16 protein-coding genes and 1 pseudogene are annotated in these 16,887 nt (G+C 67.1%); 8 read left to right on the top strand and 9 right to left on the bottom strand.

Features of this window, described 5'->3' with window-relative positions; translation table 11 throughout:
- Nucleotides 1–22: 22 nt before the first annotated feature.
- Together AC3WVS_RS15910 and AC3WVS_RS15905 are read left to right on the top strand one after the other, a co-directional pair.
- Entirely contained in the window at nt 23–871 is an 849-nt protein-coding gene (locus tag AC3WVS_RS15910) for a TauD/TfdA dioxygenase family protein (protein WP_492319422.1), read from the top strand.
- A gap of 11 nt (nt 872–882) precedes the next feature.
- Nucleotides 883–2,529, top strand: a complete 1,647-nt coding sequence (locus AC3WVS_RS15905) for a fatty acid--CoA ligase (protein WP_492319421.1) — start codon at nt 883–885, stop codon at nt 2,527–2,529.
- A 67-nt stretch (nt 2,530–2,596) separates the two neighbouring features.
- Here AC3WVS_RS15905 and AC3WVS_RS15900 read toward each other — a convergent pair whose 3' ends face one another.
- From AC3WVS_RS15900 to AC3WVS_RS15885, 4 genes are read right to left on the bottom strand one after another with little or no spacing between them, the layout of a single operon-like run.
- Nucleotides 2,597–3,571, bottom strand: a complete 975-nt coding sequence (locus tag AC3WVS_RS15900; protein ID WP_439669490.1) for a Bug family tripartite tricarboxylate transporter substrate binding protein — start codon at nt 3,569–3,571, stop codon at nt 2,597–2,599.
- A gap of 53 nt (nt 3,572–3,624) precedes the next feature.
- Nucleotides 3,625–4,341, bottom strand: a complete 717-nt coding sequence (locus AC3WVS_RS15895) for a DsbA family oxidoreductase (RefSeq protein WP_492319420.1) — start codon at nt 4,339–4,341, stop codon at nt 3,625–3,627.
- Nucleotides 4,338–4,538 carry a DUF1289 domain-containing protein gene (locus tag AC3WVS_RS15890; protein WP_010810818.1) on the bottom strand — a complete coding sequence of 67 codons (201 nt, stop codon included), beginning with the start codon at nt 4,536–4,538 and terminating at the stop codon, nt 4,338–4,340. The genes AC3WVS_RS15895 and AC3WVS_RS15890 overlap by 4 nt, the downstream gene beginning before the upstream one ends.
- Before the next feature lie 58 nt (nt 4,539–4,596).
- Nucleotides 4,597–5,655, bottom strand: coding sequence for a beta-keto acid cleavage family enzyme (locus AC3WVS_RS15885; protein ID WP_492319419.1), 1,059 nt, complete (start codon nt 5,653–5,655; stop codon nt 4,597–4,599).
- Between the two features lie 116 nt (nt 5,656–5,771).
- Here AC3WVS_RS15885 and AC3WVS_RS15880 point away from each other — a divergent pair, with 116 nt between their 5' ends.
- Nucleotides 5,772–6,773 carry an AraC family transcriptional regulator gene (locus AC3WVS_RS15880; RefSeq protein WP_492319418.1) on the top strand — a complete coding sequence of 334 codons (1,002 nt, stop codon included), beginning with the start codon at nt 5,772–5,774 and terminating at the stop codon, nt 6,771–6,773.
- A 93-nt stretch (nt 6,774–6,866) separates the two neighbouring features.
- Here AC3WVS_RS15880 and AC3WVS_RS15875 read toward each other — a convergent pair whose 3' ends face one another.
- The 4 genes from AC3WVS_RS15875 to argG all read right to left on the bottom strand — a co-directional run bounded on the left by AC3WVS_RS15875 (nt 6,867) and on the right by argG (nt 11,608).
- A complete protein-coding gene (locus AC3WVS_RS15875; protein WP_035823417.1) occupies nt 6,867–8,030 on the bottom strand; it encodes a porin in 1,164 nt (387 codons plus the stop codon).
- Between the two features lie 67 nt (nt 8,031–8,097).
- A complete protein-coding gene (locus tag AC3WVS_RS15870) occupies nt 8,098–8,691 on the bottom strand; it encodes an RBBP9/YdeN family alpha/beta hydrolase (RefSeq protein ID WP_492319417.1) in 594 nt (197 codons plus the stop codon).
- A 17-nt stretch (nt 8,692–8,708) separates the two neighbouring features.
- On the bottom strand, nt 8,709–10,049 hold the full coding sequence (locus tag AC3WVS_RS15865) for an MFS transporter (protein ID WP_492319416.1): 1,341 nt from the start codon (nt 10,047–10,049) through the stop codon (nt 8,709–8,711).
- A gap of 233 nt (nt 10,050–10,282) precedes the next feature.
- Nucleotides 10,283–11,608, bottom strand: coding sequence for an argininosuccinate synthase (gene argG / locus AC3WVS_RS15860; RefSeq protein WP_013954052.1), 1,326 nt, complete (start codon nt 11,606–11,608; stop codon nt 10,283–10,285).
- 302 nt (nt 11,609–11,910) lie between these two features.
- On the opposite strand from argG, the gene AC3WVS_RS15855 reads away from it, so the two are divergent.
- The 3 genes and pseudogenes from AC3WVS_RS15855 to AC3WVS_RS15845 all read left to right on the top strand — a co-directional run bounded on the left by AC3WVS_RS15855 (nt 11,911) and on the right by AC3WVS_RS15845 (nt 14,883).
- A complete protein-coding gene (locus tag AC3WVS_RS15855) occupies nt 11,911–13,074 on the top strand; it encodes a CaiB/BaiF CoA transferase family protein (protein WP_492319415.1) in 1,164 nt (387 codons plus the stop codon).
- Nucleotides 13,075–13,123: 49 nt separating this feature from the next.
- A pseudogene (locus AC3WVS_RS15850) lies at nt 13,124–14,091 on the top strand (tripartite tricarboxylate transporter substrate binding protein).
- Nucleotides 14,092–14,106: 15 nt separating this feature from the next.
- The gene (locus AC3WVS_RS15845; RefSeq protein WP_492319414.1) at nt 14,107–14,883 is read left to right on the top strand and encodes an enoyl-CoA hydratase; all 777 of its coding nucleotides are present in this window, start codon (nt 14,107–14,109) and stop codon (nt 14,881–14,883) included.
- Nucleotides 14,884–14,899: 16 nt separating this feature from the next.
- On the opposite strand, the gene AC3WVS_RS15840 is transcribed toward AC3WVS_RS15845, so the two are convergent.
- Nucleotides 14,900–15,847, bottom strand: coding sequence for a LysR family transcriptional regulator (locus AC3WVS_RS15840; protein ID WP_492319413.1), 948 nt, complete (start codon nt 15,845–15,847; stop codon nt 14,900–14,902).
- Between the two features lie 265 nt (nt 15,848–16,112).
- On the opposite strand from AC3WVS_RS15840, the gene AC3WVS_RS15835 reads away from it, so the two are divergent.
- Both AC3WVS_RS15835 and AC3WVS_RS15830 read left to right on the top strand, forming a co-directional pair.
- Entirely contained in the window at nt 16,113–16,538 is a 426-nt protein-coding gene (locus AC3WVS_RS15835; RefSeq protein ID WP_492319412.1) for a VOC family protein, read from the top strand.
- An 86-nt stretch (nt 16,539–16,624) separates the two neighbouring features.
- Entirely contained in the window at nt 16,625–16,828 is a 204-nt protein-coding gene (locus tag AC3WVS_RS15830; protein WP_010811191.1) for a SlyX family protein, read from the top strand.
- The last annotated feature ends 59 nt before the right edge of the window (nt 16,829–16,887 follow it).

Here is a 16,887-nt window from a genome sequence, read left to right as displayed (position 1 = left end):
CAACAACAGAGGAGACCACACCATGCATGCAGAACCCCTGACCTGCACCATCGGCGCCGAACTGAGCGGCGTCAGCCTGGCCGACGCATCACGCGACGCCGGCCTGTTCGCCGAGATCAAGGCGCTGCTGCTGCAGCACAAGGTGCTGTTCCTGCGCGACCAGGACATCACCCGCGCCGAACACGTTGCCTTTGCGCGCCGCTTCGGCGAACTGGAAGACCACCCGGTGGTGGGCAGCGACCCGGAACACCCGGGCCTGGTGCAGATCTACAAGTCGCCCGACAGCAAGGTCGAGCACTACGAGAACTCCTTCCATTGCGACGCCACCTGGCGCCAGGCGCCGCCGATGGGCTGCGTGCTGCGCTGCCTGGAAACGCCGGCAGTGGGCGGCGACACCATCTGGGTGAACATGGGCGAGGCCTACCGGCGCCTGCCGCAGGACATCAAGGCCCGCATTGAAGGCCTGCGCGCCAAGCACAGCATCGAGCACACCTTCGGCGCCAATATGCCGCCGGAGAAGCGTGCGGCGCTGGCGGCGCAGTTCCCGATGGTGGAGCATCCCGTGGTGCGCACCCATCCGGAGACGGGCGAGAAGGTCCTGTTCGTCAACGCCTTCACCTCGCACTTTGCCAACTACCACCGCGACGACGTGGTCCGCTTCGGCAAGGATTTCATGCCCGGCGCGGGCGATCTGCTGCACTACCTGTGCGCGCAGGCGGAGATCCCGGAGTACCAGGTGCGCTGGCGCTGGAAGAAGAACAGCGTGGCGATCTGGGACAACCGCTGCACCCAGCATTACGCAGTGCAGGACTATGCGCCCACGGTGCGCAAGATGGAGCGCGCCGGCATCATCGGCGACGTGCCGTTCTGAAGGAGGCAGACATGCAACCAAACCTTGTGTCTGCGGCGCCGCAGGCTTACGCCTATCCCTTGCTCGTCAAGCAACTGCTGCTCAATTCGCTGTCGCTCTACGGCGACCAGCAGATCACGTACCGCGGGCAACTGCGCCATAGCTATCGCGAATTCCGCCAGCGCGTCGGCCGGCTGGCTTCAGCGCTGGCCGCGCAGGGGGTGGCGCACGGCACCACCGTGGCGGTGATGGACTGGGACAGCCACCGCTACCTGGAATGCTATTTCGGCGTGCCGATGATGGGCGCGACGCTGTTCACGGTCAACGTGCGGCTGTCGGCGCAGCAGATCCTGTACACGCTGAACGATTCCGGCGCCGAGGTGGTGCTGCTCCATCCGGACTTCCTGCCGGTGATGGAAGAGATCCGCGGCCAGCTGACCAGCGTGCGCAGCTTTGTCCTGCTGGCCGACGGCCAGCAGGTGCCGCCGACATCGCTACCGTTCAGCGGCGAGTATGAGGCCCTGCTGAGCGCGGCCTCGCCCGACTTCGACTTCCCCGAGTTCGACGAGAACACCCGCGCCGCCACCTTCTACACGACGGGCACCACCGGCGATCCCAAGGGCGTGTGCTACAGCCATCGCGATATCGTGCTGCATGCGCTGGCCTCGGCCACCAGCCTGTGCGCGCCGCGCGAAGGACAGCGCCTGCATCGGGAAGACGTCTACATGCCGATCACGCCGATGTTCCATGTGCTCGCCTGGGGCATCCCGTATGTCGCGGTCATGCTCGGGCTGCGCCTCGTGCTGCCGGGGCGCTATGCGCCTGACATGCTGCTGCAGTTGCGCGAGACCGAGCGGGTCACGTTCTCGCACTGCGTGCCGACCTTGCTGCAGATGCTGTTGCAGGCGGCGCAGGCAAGCGGCCAGGACCTGTCGGGCTGGAAGCTCATCATCGGCGGCTCGGCGCTGCCGGCGGCCTTGTGCGAGGCTGCCCTCGAGCGCGGCATGGATGTGTTTGCCGGCTATGGCATGTCGGAGACCGGCCCCATCGTCGCGCTGGCCCAGTTGCCGCCGGGCGACGCGCCTCGCGACCACGAGACCGAAGTGCGCATGCGCTGCTCGACGGGCCGGCCGGTGGCGATGGTGGACTTCCGCCTGGTGGATGAATCGATGCACGATGTGCCGCGCGACGGCCAGGCGCGCGGCGAGATCGTGCTGCGCGCACCGTTCCTGACCAGGGCATACCACGGCAAGCCCGAGGCATCGGCCGAGCTGTGGGCCGGCGGCTACCTGCATACGCAGGACATCGCGGTAATGGGGACCGACGGCTTCGTGCAGATCGTCGACCGGATCAAGGATGTGATCAAGACCGGCGGCGAATGGGTCTCGTCGATCGAGGTCGAGAGCCTGGTCACGCAGGTGCCGGGCGTGCTGGAGTGCGCGGTCATCGGCGTGCCGGACGCCAGGTGGGGCGAGCGGCCGATGGCATTCGTGGTGCGCAAGCCAGGTGCAACGGTGACCGCGGATGCGATTCGTACGTCGCTGCTGGCGCGCGTCGAGGCCAACCGGCTCAGCAAGTATGCGGTGCCGGAATCTGAGCGGATCCTGTTTGTCGACGAGATCCCGAAGACCAGCGTCGGCAAGATCGACAAGAAGCGCTTGCGCGGCACCCGCGCCTGAGCCGGCAGCAGGAAGAAGAAAGGGCAGCCTCGGATGAGGCTGCCCTTTTGCGTTGCCGGGAACTGACTCAGGGCTGGATATTGAACGCCTTGACGATGCCGGCATTGCGCTCGAACTCCGTGCGCACTGATTCGCTCAGTTGCGGCAGGGGCTGCGCCGGCAGCGGCTCATAGCCAAGCGCCTCCATGCGGTCACGCACCTTGGCAGAAGCCGCAGCCTTGTAGGCAGCCGCGTGGACCTTCTCGGCCAGTTCGGGCGACAGCTTCGACGACGCAATCACGCCCACCCAGTTGCTGAACTCCATGTCGGGGTAACCCATTTCCGCAAAGGTCGGCACCTGCGGCAGCAGCGCCGAGCGGCTCTTCGACGCCACGGCATAAACCTGCACCTTGCCGGCACGGATCATCGGCAGCGAGGTCACCATGCCGTCGTACATCACGGCGATCTGATTGCCCATCACCTGCGTCAGCGCCGGCGCGGAACCGGCAAAGGGCACATGCTGCAAGTCCAGCCCGGCCTTCTGGTTCATGATCATGCCCGCGTAGTGCGAAGCGGTGCCGGCGCTGTAAGAGGCAAAGCTGAGCTTGCCCGGATTGGCCCGGGCGTAGCTGACCAGGCCCTTCAGGTCCTTGGCCGGCAGGCCAGGCGCGCCAATCATCACCATGCGCGAACGCGCCACGGCGGCGACGGGCCTGATGTCTTTCAGCGGGTCGAACGGCTGCTTGAGCACATGCGGGATCTCGGTCAGCACATTGCTGGCGGTGACCATGATGGTCTGACCATCAGCGGGCGCGGCCAGCATGGTAGTGATGGCAATGCCGCCGCCGGCGCCCGGCTTGTTGTCGACCACCACGGGATGGCCTAGGTCCGCCGACAGCTGGTCTGCCAGCAGGCGCGCGAGCACGTCCATGGTGCCGCCCGCGGGGGCGGGCACCAGCATCCGGACCGGCTTGCTGGTCCAGGCCATGGCAGCGGGAGCCGCCAGCGCCAGGCCGGCCGCCACGGCGGCGATGCGCAGCAGGAATGAAGGGTGGGTGGGCATGTTGTCTCCGTTATGTAGTATGGATCTTCTGTCCAGCATTGCCGGGCGCGGCGTCACCGGGCGGTGAGCGCGATGCCTGGCGGGGGTGGGGAAGCGGGAGATGCGCGGGCCAGCGCCCGCAGCATTGCCTCCAGCAAGGCACGCGGCGGCCTGGCGCCGGCGATCGGCGGCGCACCGTTGATCACAAAGCGTGGCACGCCCAGGCCGGGATTGGGTAGCGGCACCTCCTCGCCATGCAGCGGCGGCAGCCATGCCAGGTCTTGCGCAGTGGCTGGTGCCGCCGCTTGCGGCATCGGCATGCCGGAGGCGATCGCCGCGGCGTGCAGCACGCGTGGATCGCCGAGGTCCTCACCGCGCAGGAAGTACCCTTCAAACAATCGGTCGATCAGCACGGATGCGGCCGCTTCGCCACCAGCCTGGCGCGCATACCGGATCAGGCGATGCGCAAGCACGGTGTTGGGCAGCACTTCGATGCGGTCGAGTTCCAGCGTGATGCCGGCCTCGCGCGCGGCGGCGCACACCTGCGCCTTCCGCAGCGCCACGGCTTCGGCACTGCCGAGCCGCGCCAGGCTGAACTTGCGATAGGGGATGCCGGCAGGCGGCAGCGTCGGAAACAGGAGAGAGCTGCGCCATTCGACCGTGACTGCTACATCGGGCCGTTGCTGGGCCAGTTGCGCCAGCGCCGTTTCAAGATGGCGCTTGCCGATCATGCACCAGGGGCAGACCAGGTCGAACCCGACCTGGATGAAGAGGGAGACGGGCTGGTTCATGGCAGAGCGCCCGTAGCGGCACGCTGCCCGCGGCGGGCCGGCGCCGCCGCCAGCACTTGCGCGCGTTCGGCCTCGCTCATCTGCGCCCAGCGCCCGATTTCCAGCCGCGTCCTGGCGCAGCCCTGGCAATAGCGGTTGGCGAGGTCCATGCGGCAGATGTTGATGCAGGGATTGGCGAGGGCGTCAGGGTGATGCATCACGAACTCCGGTAGTGCATGGCCAGGGCCGGCCGTTATGCCGGCCCCGCGGCCAGGATCAGGCCGCCGCGCGCAGCGGCAGGTTCTTCTGCCCTGCCTTGCGGTTGGGCGCCATGCCATTGGCTTCCAGCGTGGCGTCGGCGCTGTCGTACCAGGTGCCGATGCGGTAGATCTCGCGGGCTTCCTTGCCGGATGCGATCTCGCGGCCCAGTTCCTGCGCCACGCGCACGCACTGTTCGATCTGCTGCACCGAGGTCATGCGCTTGCCGTGCTGGTCGATGATGGTGTCTTCGATGCCGCAGCGCGGGTGCAGGCCCATCGCCATCGCCATCATGTTGAACGGCAGCACGTTCTTCAGCAGCGACTCGGCGGTCAGCGTGCAGCCGTCCGGCGCGCGGTGCACGAAGTTGAAGAAGTTGAACGGGTTGGGGCCGTCGAAGCCGCCGCCGATGCCGATCCAGGTCAGGTTCAGCGGGCCGGTGTAGATGCCGGCGCGCACCAGCCGCTCCAGCGTTTCCAGCGCGTGCATGCCGGTCAGCTGGAAATGCGGCTGGATGCCCGAGGCCTGCAGCCGGCGCAGGTGCTCTTCCACCCAGCCCGGGCCGGCCGGCACGGTCATTTCGCGATAGGCGGCCTGGTAGGCCGGGTGTTCCAGCGAGGTGCCCTTCAGGTATTCCGGATAGAGCAACTCCATGATGTTCATCTGCGTGGTGTTGATCGCCACGGTCACCTGGTCGGGCTTGGGCTCCAGCTCCGCCAGCATGTGGCGGGTGTCGTCGGACAGCCACTTGGCCGCCTGGCCGTCGTCTTCCGGCGCAAACGAGATCGAGCCGCCCACCTGGATGATCATGTCCGGCACCGCGGCGCGCACGCCGGCGATCAGCTCGTTGAACTTGGACAGGCGCTTGGAGCCCTTGCCGTCCGGTTCGCGCACGTGCAGGTGCAGCACCGTGGCGCCGGCGTTGTAGCAGTCCACGGCTTTCTGGACCTGCTCTTCCATGGTGACGGGGATGTCTTCGGGGAAGTCCTGCGGCATCCATTCCGGGCCATAGGGGGCAACGGTGATCACCACCTTGTCCATGTTTTCGGGGTGCAGGGAATCGTCAAGGAATTGCATGGATGGCTCCGGTTGGTTAGTGGTTGGAGTATCGGTGAACGACCGGCCGCGATTTGACGATTGGGGACATCCGATTTACATTTCGGGACACTCAGGGAAAGCACGGAATCCGCCCAATGTCCTACTATCTGCGCAGCGCCAGCCTGACCAATTACGTGGAAGTCGCGCGTTCGCTGGGGCTGGATCCATACCAGCAACTGAGGGCGGCAAAGATCAACCGCTCGGTGCTGCTCGATCCCGATATCCGCATCCCCGCGGCCTCGGTCGGCCGCTTGCTGGATGCGTCGGCACACGCCACCGGGGCCGACGACTTCGGCCTGCGCATGGCCGAGCTGCGCGAGTTCTCCAACCTCGGCCCGCTCGCCTTCGTGGTGCGTGAAGAGCCCACGCTGCGCCGCGCGCTGGAGTCGATGGTCCGCTACATGGGCCTGCAGAATGAGTCGCTGTCGATGCGCATCGAAGACAGCGATGAACTGGTGATGATCCGGCTGCAGGTGCTCACCGAAGCGCCGGGGACCTTGCGGCAGGCCGCCGACCTCGCGGTCGGCGTGGTGTTCCGGATGCTGAGGCTGTTCCTGGGGCAGTCCTGGCGGCCGCGCAGTATCTGCTTCACCCACCCCGCGCCGGCCAACGCGGCCACGTTTTCACGCGTGTTCGGCATGCCCTGCACCTTCAACCAGGATTTCGACGGCATCGTCTGCCTGGCCTCGGACCTGGAGGCGCCGTTGCCGTCGTATGACCCGGTGATGGCGCAGCAGGTCAAGCACTATCTCGGCACGCTGCTGGCGCAGTCGACCGCGGCGACCATGTCGGACATGGTGCGCAAGCTGGTCTATGCGCTGCTGCCCACCGGACTGTGCTCGGTCGAACGCGTGGCCCAGCACCTGAGCGTCGACCGGCGCACCGTGCATCGGCGGCTCGGGCAGGAACATACGACCTACTCCGACATCCTTGCCGAGGCCCGTGCCGACCTGGTGATCCGCTACCTGGAGAACCGCGAGCGTCCGCTGTCGGAAGTGGCTGCGCTGCTGGGGTTTTCGTCGCTGAGTGCGTTTTCGCGGTGGTTCAGCGGGCGTTTTGGGCGCAGTGTGTCGGCATGGCGGGCGCAGGTGGGGTAATTGAGGAAAGGTCCTTTGCGGATTTGAGGGTGGTGGCTGTTGGCGGTGTGGTTGATTGGGCTGTCGCTATGCAACAATCCAACAGCAGCCAACTCAGAACTTGTGCCGCATCCCCAAAGCCACGCCAACCATGCTGCGCTGCCCGTTGGCCGCAGCATAGCTGTTGCCCAACGACAGGCTGTTGGCATAGACCGTGGCCAGCGACTCCAGCATCAGCCCGGCATTGCGAGCATAGGCCGTAGACAGGTACACATCCGTGCGCCGCGAGAACGCATAGTTGGCAACAAAGGCAACCTGCCACGGATTGGCCACCTGCGTATTGCCGAACAGGCTCCTGACATTGTCGTAGTTGTACTCCAGCGTCAGCCCCACGGCGGGGGTGACCTGGTAGTTGGCGCCGATCCAGTAATAGTCATCGCGCTGGATCACCACGTCAGCGGCATTCTTGTTCTGGCCCCAGCGATAGCCACCCATGATCTTGGCCGGACCGAAGGCATAGCTCGCCGCCACGACCGCCTTGCGCACGGTGCCATTGCTGGTGCCGATGGTGGGGTTCCACTGGTCATAGCCGATAGTGGCGCCGAACGGCCCGGTGGCATACGCCAGCGAAGCCCCGTAGGCGGTGTCACGCCGGAACTGTCCGGGCACTTCGCCATTGCCGCCGATCGGCGTGGCAATGCCAACCGTTTGCGGCAGCGCCAGCCCGGCGCCGAACGACCAGTGCGCGCGCGCCGTCAGCGGACCGAACTGGCCGGTGTACTTGACCGTGTTGTCCTCGCGGAAATTGGCGCCCGCCTGCAGCACCACCGGTTCATATTGCGTGGCGTAGGCAGTAGGCGAGAAGTTCGCCAGCGCTTCAAAGATCGACGTGTACTGGCGGCCCAGGCTGAGCTGGCCGATGCCGGCGCGCTGCAGCGCGACAAAGGCCTGGCGGCCGAACAGGCGGCCGCTCTGCTGCATGGTGCCGTTGTCCAGGCTGAAACCGCTTTCCAGCACGAACGACGCCTGCCATCCCGCACCAAGATCTTCCGCGCCGCGCAGGCCCCAGCGCGACCCGGACAGCCCGCCCGAGGCCATGCGGAACACCTTGTCGCCCGGCCCCGGGTTGAAGCCGTTAGTGGCAACCGGCACAGCGCCGACGCGGTTCACGTATTCGACGTTGACGTCCGCCACGCCATACAGCGTGACTGACGATTGCGCGGCGGCCGCGAGCGGGCAGCCCAGCATCAGGGCCATCACGGTGCTTCTGGTTTTCATTTATCTCCTCCTTGATTGCCCGGCCTTTGCGGCCGGATTCTTTTGTTGTGCCGCGGATGCGGCGGGGTCACGAATCGCGCGTGACCAGGGTGCCCAGTTCCGCCAGCAAGTCATGGGCACGCGGCCACGGGCCGTAGCCCGCGGCAGGGTTGAGGTGGCCGACGTTGCCCAGGTCCACCAGGCGGCCGCCCCATGCGGCGGCCATCTCTGCGACACGCGCATGGCTGGCCAAAGGGTCGTTGCCGCTGGCAGCAACCAAAGTTGGGAACGGCAGAGGCGCGAGCGGCGTCGGCAGCCAGCCCCCCTGCACCAGCGCGTCCTGCGCCGGATAGCCGGGCGGCAGCGGCTGCGAGAAATCCGGCGGCGTCACCAGCAGCGCGCCCAGGATCTGGCGCTGGTGCCGTGCCGCCCAGTGCACGGTGATCATCACGCCAGCGCTGTGCGCGACCAGCACGACCGGCTTGTCGATGGCCGCCAGTGCCGCATCGAGTGCAGCGACGCGCGCCGCGCAGCTGAGCTTGTCGTGCTCCAGCGGCGGCACGCAGCGGACGTCGTGCCCCTGCGCCTGCAGTTCGGCTTGCAGCAGCGTTTGCCAGTGCTCGGCGACGTGGTCGCGCAGGCCCGGCACCATCAGGACAGTGTGGGTGGGTGTAGCAGTCATGGTCGGATTGGAAAGAGTCAGGCAGGAACAACGTCAGGCACAGCGTGGCCATCCAGGCGGCGCAGGTCCGCCGCGTAGTGCCGGCGGCCGAGGCAGAACAGCAGGGCCGCGGCCGCACCGGCCAGCGGAATCCATTGCAGCGCGCCGGTCAGGCCAATGTGGTCGGCCAGCACTCCGGTCAGGAACGGTCCCGGCGCCAGCCCCAGCAGGTTGTTGATCAGGGTCAGCGTGGCAAACGCGGTCGCATGGATGGCAGGCCGCGTCAGGTTGGCCACCATCGCGCTGGCGGGGCCGGCGGTGCCGCCCACCACCAGCATGCCCGCGCCGATCAGCACCAGCTGCGCGTGGCCCGCGGGCAGCCGGAACGCCGTCATCAGCAAGACGCAGCAAATCACGCTGTAGGCGATGGCCATCTGCCATTTGCGCGCGGGCACGCGCCGCGCCACGCGGTCGGTCAGCGCACCGCAAGCCACCATGCCTACGCCGGCCACCAGCACCAGCATTGCCGCGGCCACGCCGGCGCGCCCGGTCGCCATGCCGTAGTCGCGCGACAGGAAGCTGGGCAGCCAGCCCAGCAGCGCCGCCATCACCAGCAGTTGCAGCGCACTGCCCGCGCAGGCGCAGAGCATGGAAGGCACCGTCAGCAGCTCGCGCACGATCCGGCGCGGCTCCAGTTGCCGGGCCGAGGCCGCCGCGTCGCCGTTGGCCGCGCCCACACGTTGCTGGAGCCCGCGCAGCCGATGCTCGCTGATGGTCAGGTAGTAGAGCGCCACCATCACCAGGCCGAAGCCGGCGATCCCGGCAAAGGCGATGCGCCAGCCAAAGTGGGCCGACAGGATGCCGCCCAACCCCATACCAAGCACCGAGCCGAAGGCACCGCCGGCAATAAACGCAGCGCTGAGGCTGGCGCGCAGATGGCGCGGGAACACCGACACCACCACCGCGATACCCACGCTGCCATACGCCGCCTCGCCGATGCCGACGCAAAGCCGCGCCAGGAACATCTGGCCGAAGCTGTCCGCCACCGCGCAGCCCAGCGTGGCCAGGCTCCACAGCGCCGCCATCAGGATCAGGCTGCGCACGCGTCCCCAGCGGTCGGCCAGCAGCGACAGCGGAATCGCGAGCACGCCCACCATCAGCGCCACCACGCCGCCGAGCGCGCCCAGCTCCGTATCACCGAGCTGCCATTCGGCCTTCAGCAGCGGAAACACCGCGTTGAGCACCTGGCGCGACATATAGTCCGACAGCAGCAGCGCGAACGTCAGCGCAAAGACGAGCCACGCATAGCGCGGTCCGGCAGCAGCCGGCAGGACCGGCGTGGCCGGCTCTGCGGCAAGGGCAAGGCGGGGTCTGGACATGGGCGTCTCCGGAAGCAGACCGGCGGTCTTCGCGCCGCCGTGCGTTCACAGCCCGCCCCCGAAGGGCGACGAGCGCACGCAGTATCTGGCGATCGGGACCGCGCGGTTTGATATTCCGGGACGTATGTTTGACATTCCGGGACAGCTGGGGAAAACGCCGAGACGAAAAAAAAACCGGCACCCGAAGGTGCCGGTTTCTCGCTGGCCCGCCGTCAGGCGAGGCGCGGCGACGCTCAGTCTTCCAGCTTCGGCAGCGAGGCGCTGACCTTGGTCGACAGCAGGCCGCTCTTGGCATACGTCTGCAGCTTCTCGCGCGTGTCGACGATATCCAGCGTGCGCATGGTCAGCTGGCCGATCCGGTCCAGCGGCGTGAACATCGACTCGCCCTTTTCCATGGTCAGCCGTTCCGGCTTGTAGGTCAGGTTCGGCGAGGTGGTGTTCAGGATCGAGTAGTCGTTGCCGCGACGCAGTTCGATGGTGACTTCGCCGGTGATGGCGCCGGCCACCCAGCGCTGGGCGGTTTCGCGCAGCATGATGGCTTGCGGGTCGAACCAGCGGCCCTGGTACAGCAGGCGGCCCAGGCGGCGGCCGTTGTCGCGGTACTGCTCGATGGTGTCTTCGTTGTGGATGCCGGTGATCAGGCGCTCGTAGGCGATGAACAGCAGCGCCAGGCCCGGAGCTTCGTAGATGCCGCGGCTCTTGGCTTCGATGATGCGGTTCTCGATCTGGTCGCTCATGCCCAGGCCATGGCGGCCGCCGATGCGGTTGGCTTCCATGAACAGGTCGACGCTGTTGGCGAAGGTCTGGCCGTTCAGCGCGACCGGCTGGCCTTCCTCGAAGCGCACGGTGACTTCCTCGCGCTTGACTTCCACGTCATCGCGCCAGAACTGCACGCCCATGATCGGCTGCACGATGCGGATGCCCGAATCCAGGTGCTCCAGGTCCTTGGCCTCGTGGGTGGCGCCCAGCATGTTGGAGTCGGTCGAGTACGCCTTTTCGGCCGACATCTTGTAGTCGAAGCCGTTCTGGCGCATGAACTCGGACATCTCGGCGCGGCCGCCCAGTTCATCAATGAACTGCTGGTCCAGCCACGGCTTGTAGATCTGCAGGCCGGGGTTGGTCAGGAGACCGTAGCGGTAGAAGCGCTCGATGTCATTGCCCTTGAACGTGCTGCCATCGCCCCAGATATTGACACCATCTTCCTTCATCGCAGCAACCAGCATGGTGCCGGTGACGGCCCGGCCGATCGGGGTGGTGTTGAAGTAGGTGATGCCGGCGGTCGAGATATGGAACGCGCCGCACTGCATGGCGGCGATGCCTTCGGCCACCAGTTGCGTGCGGCAGTCGACCAGGCGGGCTTCCTCGGCGCCGTAGGCCTTGGCGCGGCGCGGGATGTCGTCGTAGTCGGGCTCGTCGGGCTGGCCCAGGTTGGCGGTGTAGGCGTAGGGGACAGCGCCCTTCTGGCGCATCCAGAGGAGTGCCGCGCTGGTGTCAAGGCCGCCGGAGAAGGCGATTCCGACGCGCTGGCCGGAAGGAATGTGCTGCAGGATGGTAGTCATCGCCAGAAAATCTAAGTGAATTTGTCGGCTCTTGGGCGGGCTTCCGATACGCGCGTCGGGGCGGCGGGAAGCACGGCGACGCGGCCGGCCGAGTCACGTGCCGCGTCAGTGCCAAACGCGAATTGTGACACGGCAGCGCCCACGCGCCAAACGCCGGGGCTGGCGGGGGCGCCGGCGCCACCTGCATCCGGGCCTGCCGGACCATTCAAATCCCGCGAACGCGCCCTTCAAAACTCTCGACTGGTTCGCGCCAGGACCCCTCCCTATACTCCGCCGCACTGTCGTCTGAAAGCGGAGTCGTCATGCTGCATCGTGCCCTGGAAGGAGTCCGGGTCCTGGACCTGTCGCGCATCCTGGCCGGTCCCTGGTGCACCCAGAACCTGGCCGACCTGGGCGCCGAGGTGACCAAGGTCGAGCACCCAGAGCGCGGCGACGATACCCGCGGCTGGGGCCCGCCCTACCTGGAAGCGCCCGAGGGCAGCGGCGACACCCAGCGCCTGTCCGGCTACTTCATCTGCTGCAACCGCGGCAAGCGCTCGGTCGCGATCGACTACGGCACGCCTGAGGGCGCGGCGCAGGTACGTGAGCTGGCGCGCGAGGCCGACGTGCTGGTCGAGAACTACAAGGTCGGCACGCTGCGCCGCTACGGGCTGGACTACGACACGCTCAAGGCGCTCAACCCGCGCCTGGTCTACCTGTCGATCACCGGCTTCGGCCAGAGCGGGCCGATGGCGGACAAACCCGGTTACGACTATGTATTCCAGGGCATGGGCGGGCTGATGAGCTACACCGGCCAGCCCGACGGCACGCCCGGCGCCGGGCCGCTGCGCACCGGCGTCGCCGTGGTCGACCTGAGCACCGGCATGTATGCCACCTCCGCCGTCCTGGCCGCGCTGTACCAGCGCCAGGCGACCGGGCTGGGTGCGCACCTGGATATCGCGCTGCTCGATGTCGCGGTGGCGATGAACGCCAACCAGGCCGCCAACTACCTGGTGTCGGGCCAGAACCCGCAGCGCAGCGGCAACGCCCATCCCAACTGCGCGCCCTATGAGGTGTTCCGCTGCGCCGACGGCCACCTGATCCTGGCGATCGGCAATGACAGCCAGTTCGCGCGCTTCTGCGCCGTTGCCGGCATGCCGGATCTTGCGCACGACCCGCGCTATGCCACCAATTCCGCGCGCATCGAACACCTGCCCGCGCTGCGCGCCCTGCTGACCGATCTCTTCCCCACACGCACCCGCGCTGCGTGGACCGATGCCTTCGATGCGGCCGGCGTGCCCTGGGGGCCGATCCACACCATGGCCGAAGTCTTTGCCCACCCGCAGGTGCAGCACCGCGGGCTGATGCAGATGGCCGAACACCCCGTCATGGGCCGCGTACCCATGGTGCGCAACCCGATGCTGGCCGGGCACGACCTGCCGCTGCCACCGCCGCCGCTGTTGGGCGAACACAGCCCGGCAGGCTGAACGGCGCGCAGCTACCCACGAGACCGAAAACACCGAGACGGAGACACCGATGAAACCAACCTTCACCGCCATCGCGCTGCTGGCTGCATGCGCAAGCGGCGCCGCGCATGCCACCGCGTATCCCGACCGGCCGATCAAGCTGATCGTCCCCTATGCCGCCGGCGGCACCACCGACATCATCGCTCGCATCGTCGGCACGCGCCTGGGCCCGGTGCTGGGGCAACCGGTGGTGGTCGAGAACCGCCCCGGCGCCGGCGGCGCCGTTGGCAGCGCCTACGCGGCCAAGCAGCCGGCCGACGGCTACACGCTGGTGATGGAGGTGGAGAGCTCGCACGCGGTCAATCCCAACGTCTACCTCAAGACCGCCTACGACCCGGTCAAGGACTTCGCTCCGGTCAGCAACCTGGCCGACGTGCCCAACGTGCTGGTGGTCAACCCGGCGTTCCCGGCCACGGATTTGCAATCGTTCATCAAGCTGCTGAAGGCCAACCCCGGCAAGTACTCGTTCGGCTCGTCCGGCAACGGCGGGCTGAGCCATATGAACGGCGAGCTGTTCATGAACGCCACCGGCACGCGCATGCTGCACGTGCCGTACAAGGGACTGGGCCCGGCGCTCAACGATGCGGTGGCGGGCCAGATCCAGGTGGTGTTCGACAATATCCCGTCGTCGTCGGGCCTGATCCAGGGCGGGCGCCTGAAGCCGCTGGCGGTCGCCGCGAAGCAGCGGCTGAAGGTGCTGCCCAATGTGCCGACCTACGCCGAGGCCGGCCTGCCGGCGATGAACAACCCGTCGTGGTTCGGCCTGGTGCACCGGCAGGCACGCCCGCAGCCATCCTCGACAAGCTCAACGACGCCGTGCGCCAGGTATTGGCCGAGCCGGATGTGATCGCCGCCATCGAAAAGCAAGGCGCGATCCCGGCACCGACTTCGCGCAAGGCCTTCGGCGACCTGATCCGGGCGCAGAATGCGCACTGGAAGCAAGTCGTCGAGGACATCCACTTCACCAAGCTCCAGTAAGCCACAAGGAACGACATGAGCGCACTTCAGCAAGAACCGCACGCCGGCGTCGAGATCGACGCGCGCGGCATCGCCACCGTCACCATCCGCGAGGCGGGCTCGCTCAATATCCTGAGCACGCCGGTGATCGCATCGCTCACGCGCGCCATCGAAGCGCTGGCCGGCAATGACGCGGTACGCGTGCTGGTGCTGCGCGGCGCCGGCGAGAAAGGCTTTGTCGGCGGTGCCGACATCAAGGAGATGGCCGCGCTGGACCGCGCCAGCGCCGAGGCCTTCATCAGCGGCCTGCGCCGCCTGTGCGATGCCGTGCGCCACCTGCCGGTGCCGGTGATCGCGCGCATGCCGGGCTGGTGCCTGGGCGGCGGGCTGGAACTGGCGCTGGCATGCGATATCCGCATCGCCGCCGACAACGCGCAGCTGGGCATGCCGGAAGTGAAGGTCGGCATCCCGTCGGTGATCCACGCCGCGCTGATGCCGCGCCTGATCGGCAATGCGCGCACGGCATGGATGCTGCTGACGGGTGAGATCTCCGATGCCGCCGAGGCGCTGCAGTGGGGGCTGGTGAGCCGCGTGGTGCCGCTGGCGGAGCTGGATCTGGAAATCGAACGCGTGGCCGCGCTGCTGGCCGGCTTTGGCCCGGCCGCGGTGCGCCAGCAGAAGCGCCTGCTGCGCGAGTGGGAGGATGCGCCTCTGGAAGTCTCGATCAACAACAGCGTGACCGAGTTCGGCAGCGCCTTCGACACCGGCGAACCGCAGCAGCACATGGCCGCCTTCCTGAACCGCAAGCGCTGAAGCGCGGGGAAAGTGCTTACGGCGCCGTGGCTGCCACGGCGCCGCCTTCGCGCGTGGCCACCACGCGCGGATCGTTCAGCAGGAACTGCACAAAGGCCTCGGCAAACGCCGGCAGCTTGCCGTCGGCGCGCACGATCAGGTTCAGTTCGCGCAGGGCCCACGGCTCGGCCAGCCGCACCCCCACCACGCGCGCCTCGCGCAAGGCCTGCGCCGCCACGCTGCGCGGCACCAGCGCCACCCCCACGCCGGCCTCGGCCAGCGACAGCACCGCATCGAAGCTGTGCGCATGCAGCCGCACGTTGGGCGCCTTGCCCGCGCGCTGCGCCATGTCGCGCAGGAACAGGAAGTTGCTGCTGGTGCGGCTCATGCAGACAAAGTCGAAGGCCAGCGCCGCGCCGAAGCGCACTTCAGGCTCGCGCGCCAGCGGGTGATCGGCGGCCACCGCAAGGATCAGCTCGTCGCGCGCGTAGCGCACCGAGCGCACCCCGGTGGCTTCACCGCCCGTCTGGAAATCGCCTGCCAGGATGCCGACATCGGCTTCATGCGCCGCCACCGCCGCCAGGATCGACTGGCTGGCGCGCTCCTCCAGGTCGATGTTCACATCCGGGTTGGCCAGCAGGAAGCGGCTCACGCTCGGGATGATGAAGCCGTTGAGCGAACTGCTGTTGGCCAGCAGCCGGATATTGCCCTTCAGCCCGGCAGAGAAGCGCCCCACCTCGCCATGCATGCGCTCCACGCCAAGCAGCAGCTCGCGCACATGAACCAGCAGGGTTTCACCGGCCGGCGTCAGCTCCATGCCGCGCGCGGTGCGCAAGAACAGCGGCGTGCCCATCGCGTGCTCCAGGTTCTTCAGCCGGTAGCTCGCCGCCGACGCGGTGATATGCGTGGCCGAAGCGCCACCTGACAGGCTTTGCGCATCGGCAATGGCCTGGAACAGGCGCAGGTCGGTCAGTTCGTAACGCAAGGCAACTCCGTTTGGGGCGGGACGGTCGAAAGGATTGGCGCTTGGTGGTGTCGCGGCCATTCTAGTGCAGCACCGTGGGCTTCCCGCCCGCCATCCGGTCCGCACACACTCCGCCCATTTAATGTGGACGTCGTCCATTTTCTTTGCTAAGGTATTGTGGACGGCGTACACAAAAGCATGCGCCAGTTGCCAGCGCGCCGCCTGATTCGCGCGCCATGCCGATATCCACGGCCGCCCGAGCGGCGGCCTACCTACAGGAGTTGTCATGCAAGTCCAGCCCTATCTGTTTTTCGAAGGCCGTTGCGATGAAGCCGTTGAGTTCTACAAGAAGATTCTCGGCGCCAAGGTCAACATGCGGATGACGTTCAAGGACAACCCGGAGGCCGACAAGGGCGGCGAGGGTTGCCAGCCCGGCGCCGGCACCGAAGACAAGGTCATGCACATGGAGTTCCAGATCGGCGAGAGCGTGATCATGGCCTCCGACGGCCGCTGCTCGAACCAGCCCAACTTCCATGGCTTCGCCCTGTCGATCAACTACCCTGACAAGGCCGCGGTCGAAAAGGCCTTCAACAGCCTGAAGGAAGGCGGCCAGGTAGTGATGCCGCTGGACAAGACTTTCTTTGCAGACCAGTTCGGCATGGTCACCGACCGCTTCGGCATCATGTGGATGCTGCTGACGGCACCGAAGTAAGCGGCACATCGCGCAAGTTTCCCGGCAGCGACGCGCCCTTTGAGCGTATGGGCTTACAATGCGCCGCCTGCCGGAGAAACCTTGCCATGGACGATCGCATCAACGAACTCGAAATCAAGCTCGCCTTCCAGGAAGACCTGCTTGATACCCTGAACAGCACCGTGGCGCGCCAGCAGCAACAGATCGACCTGCTGCAGGAGCAGTTCCGCGCGCTGTACCAGCAGGTGCGCAGTGCCGCCACCACCGCGGCCGAAGCCGACCCCCAGCAGGAAATCCCACCGCACTACTGATCGACGCGGCCCGCGCCATGCAGGCCGATCGCCGATGTGACGGAACGCCACCCCGCCCG

The sequence above is a fragment of the Cupriavidus sp. CPT47-8839-RL05A genome (genome assembly GCF_058792255.1).
This window is presented reverse-complemented; position numbering and strand designations above follow the sequence as displayed.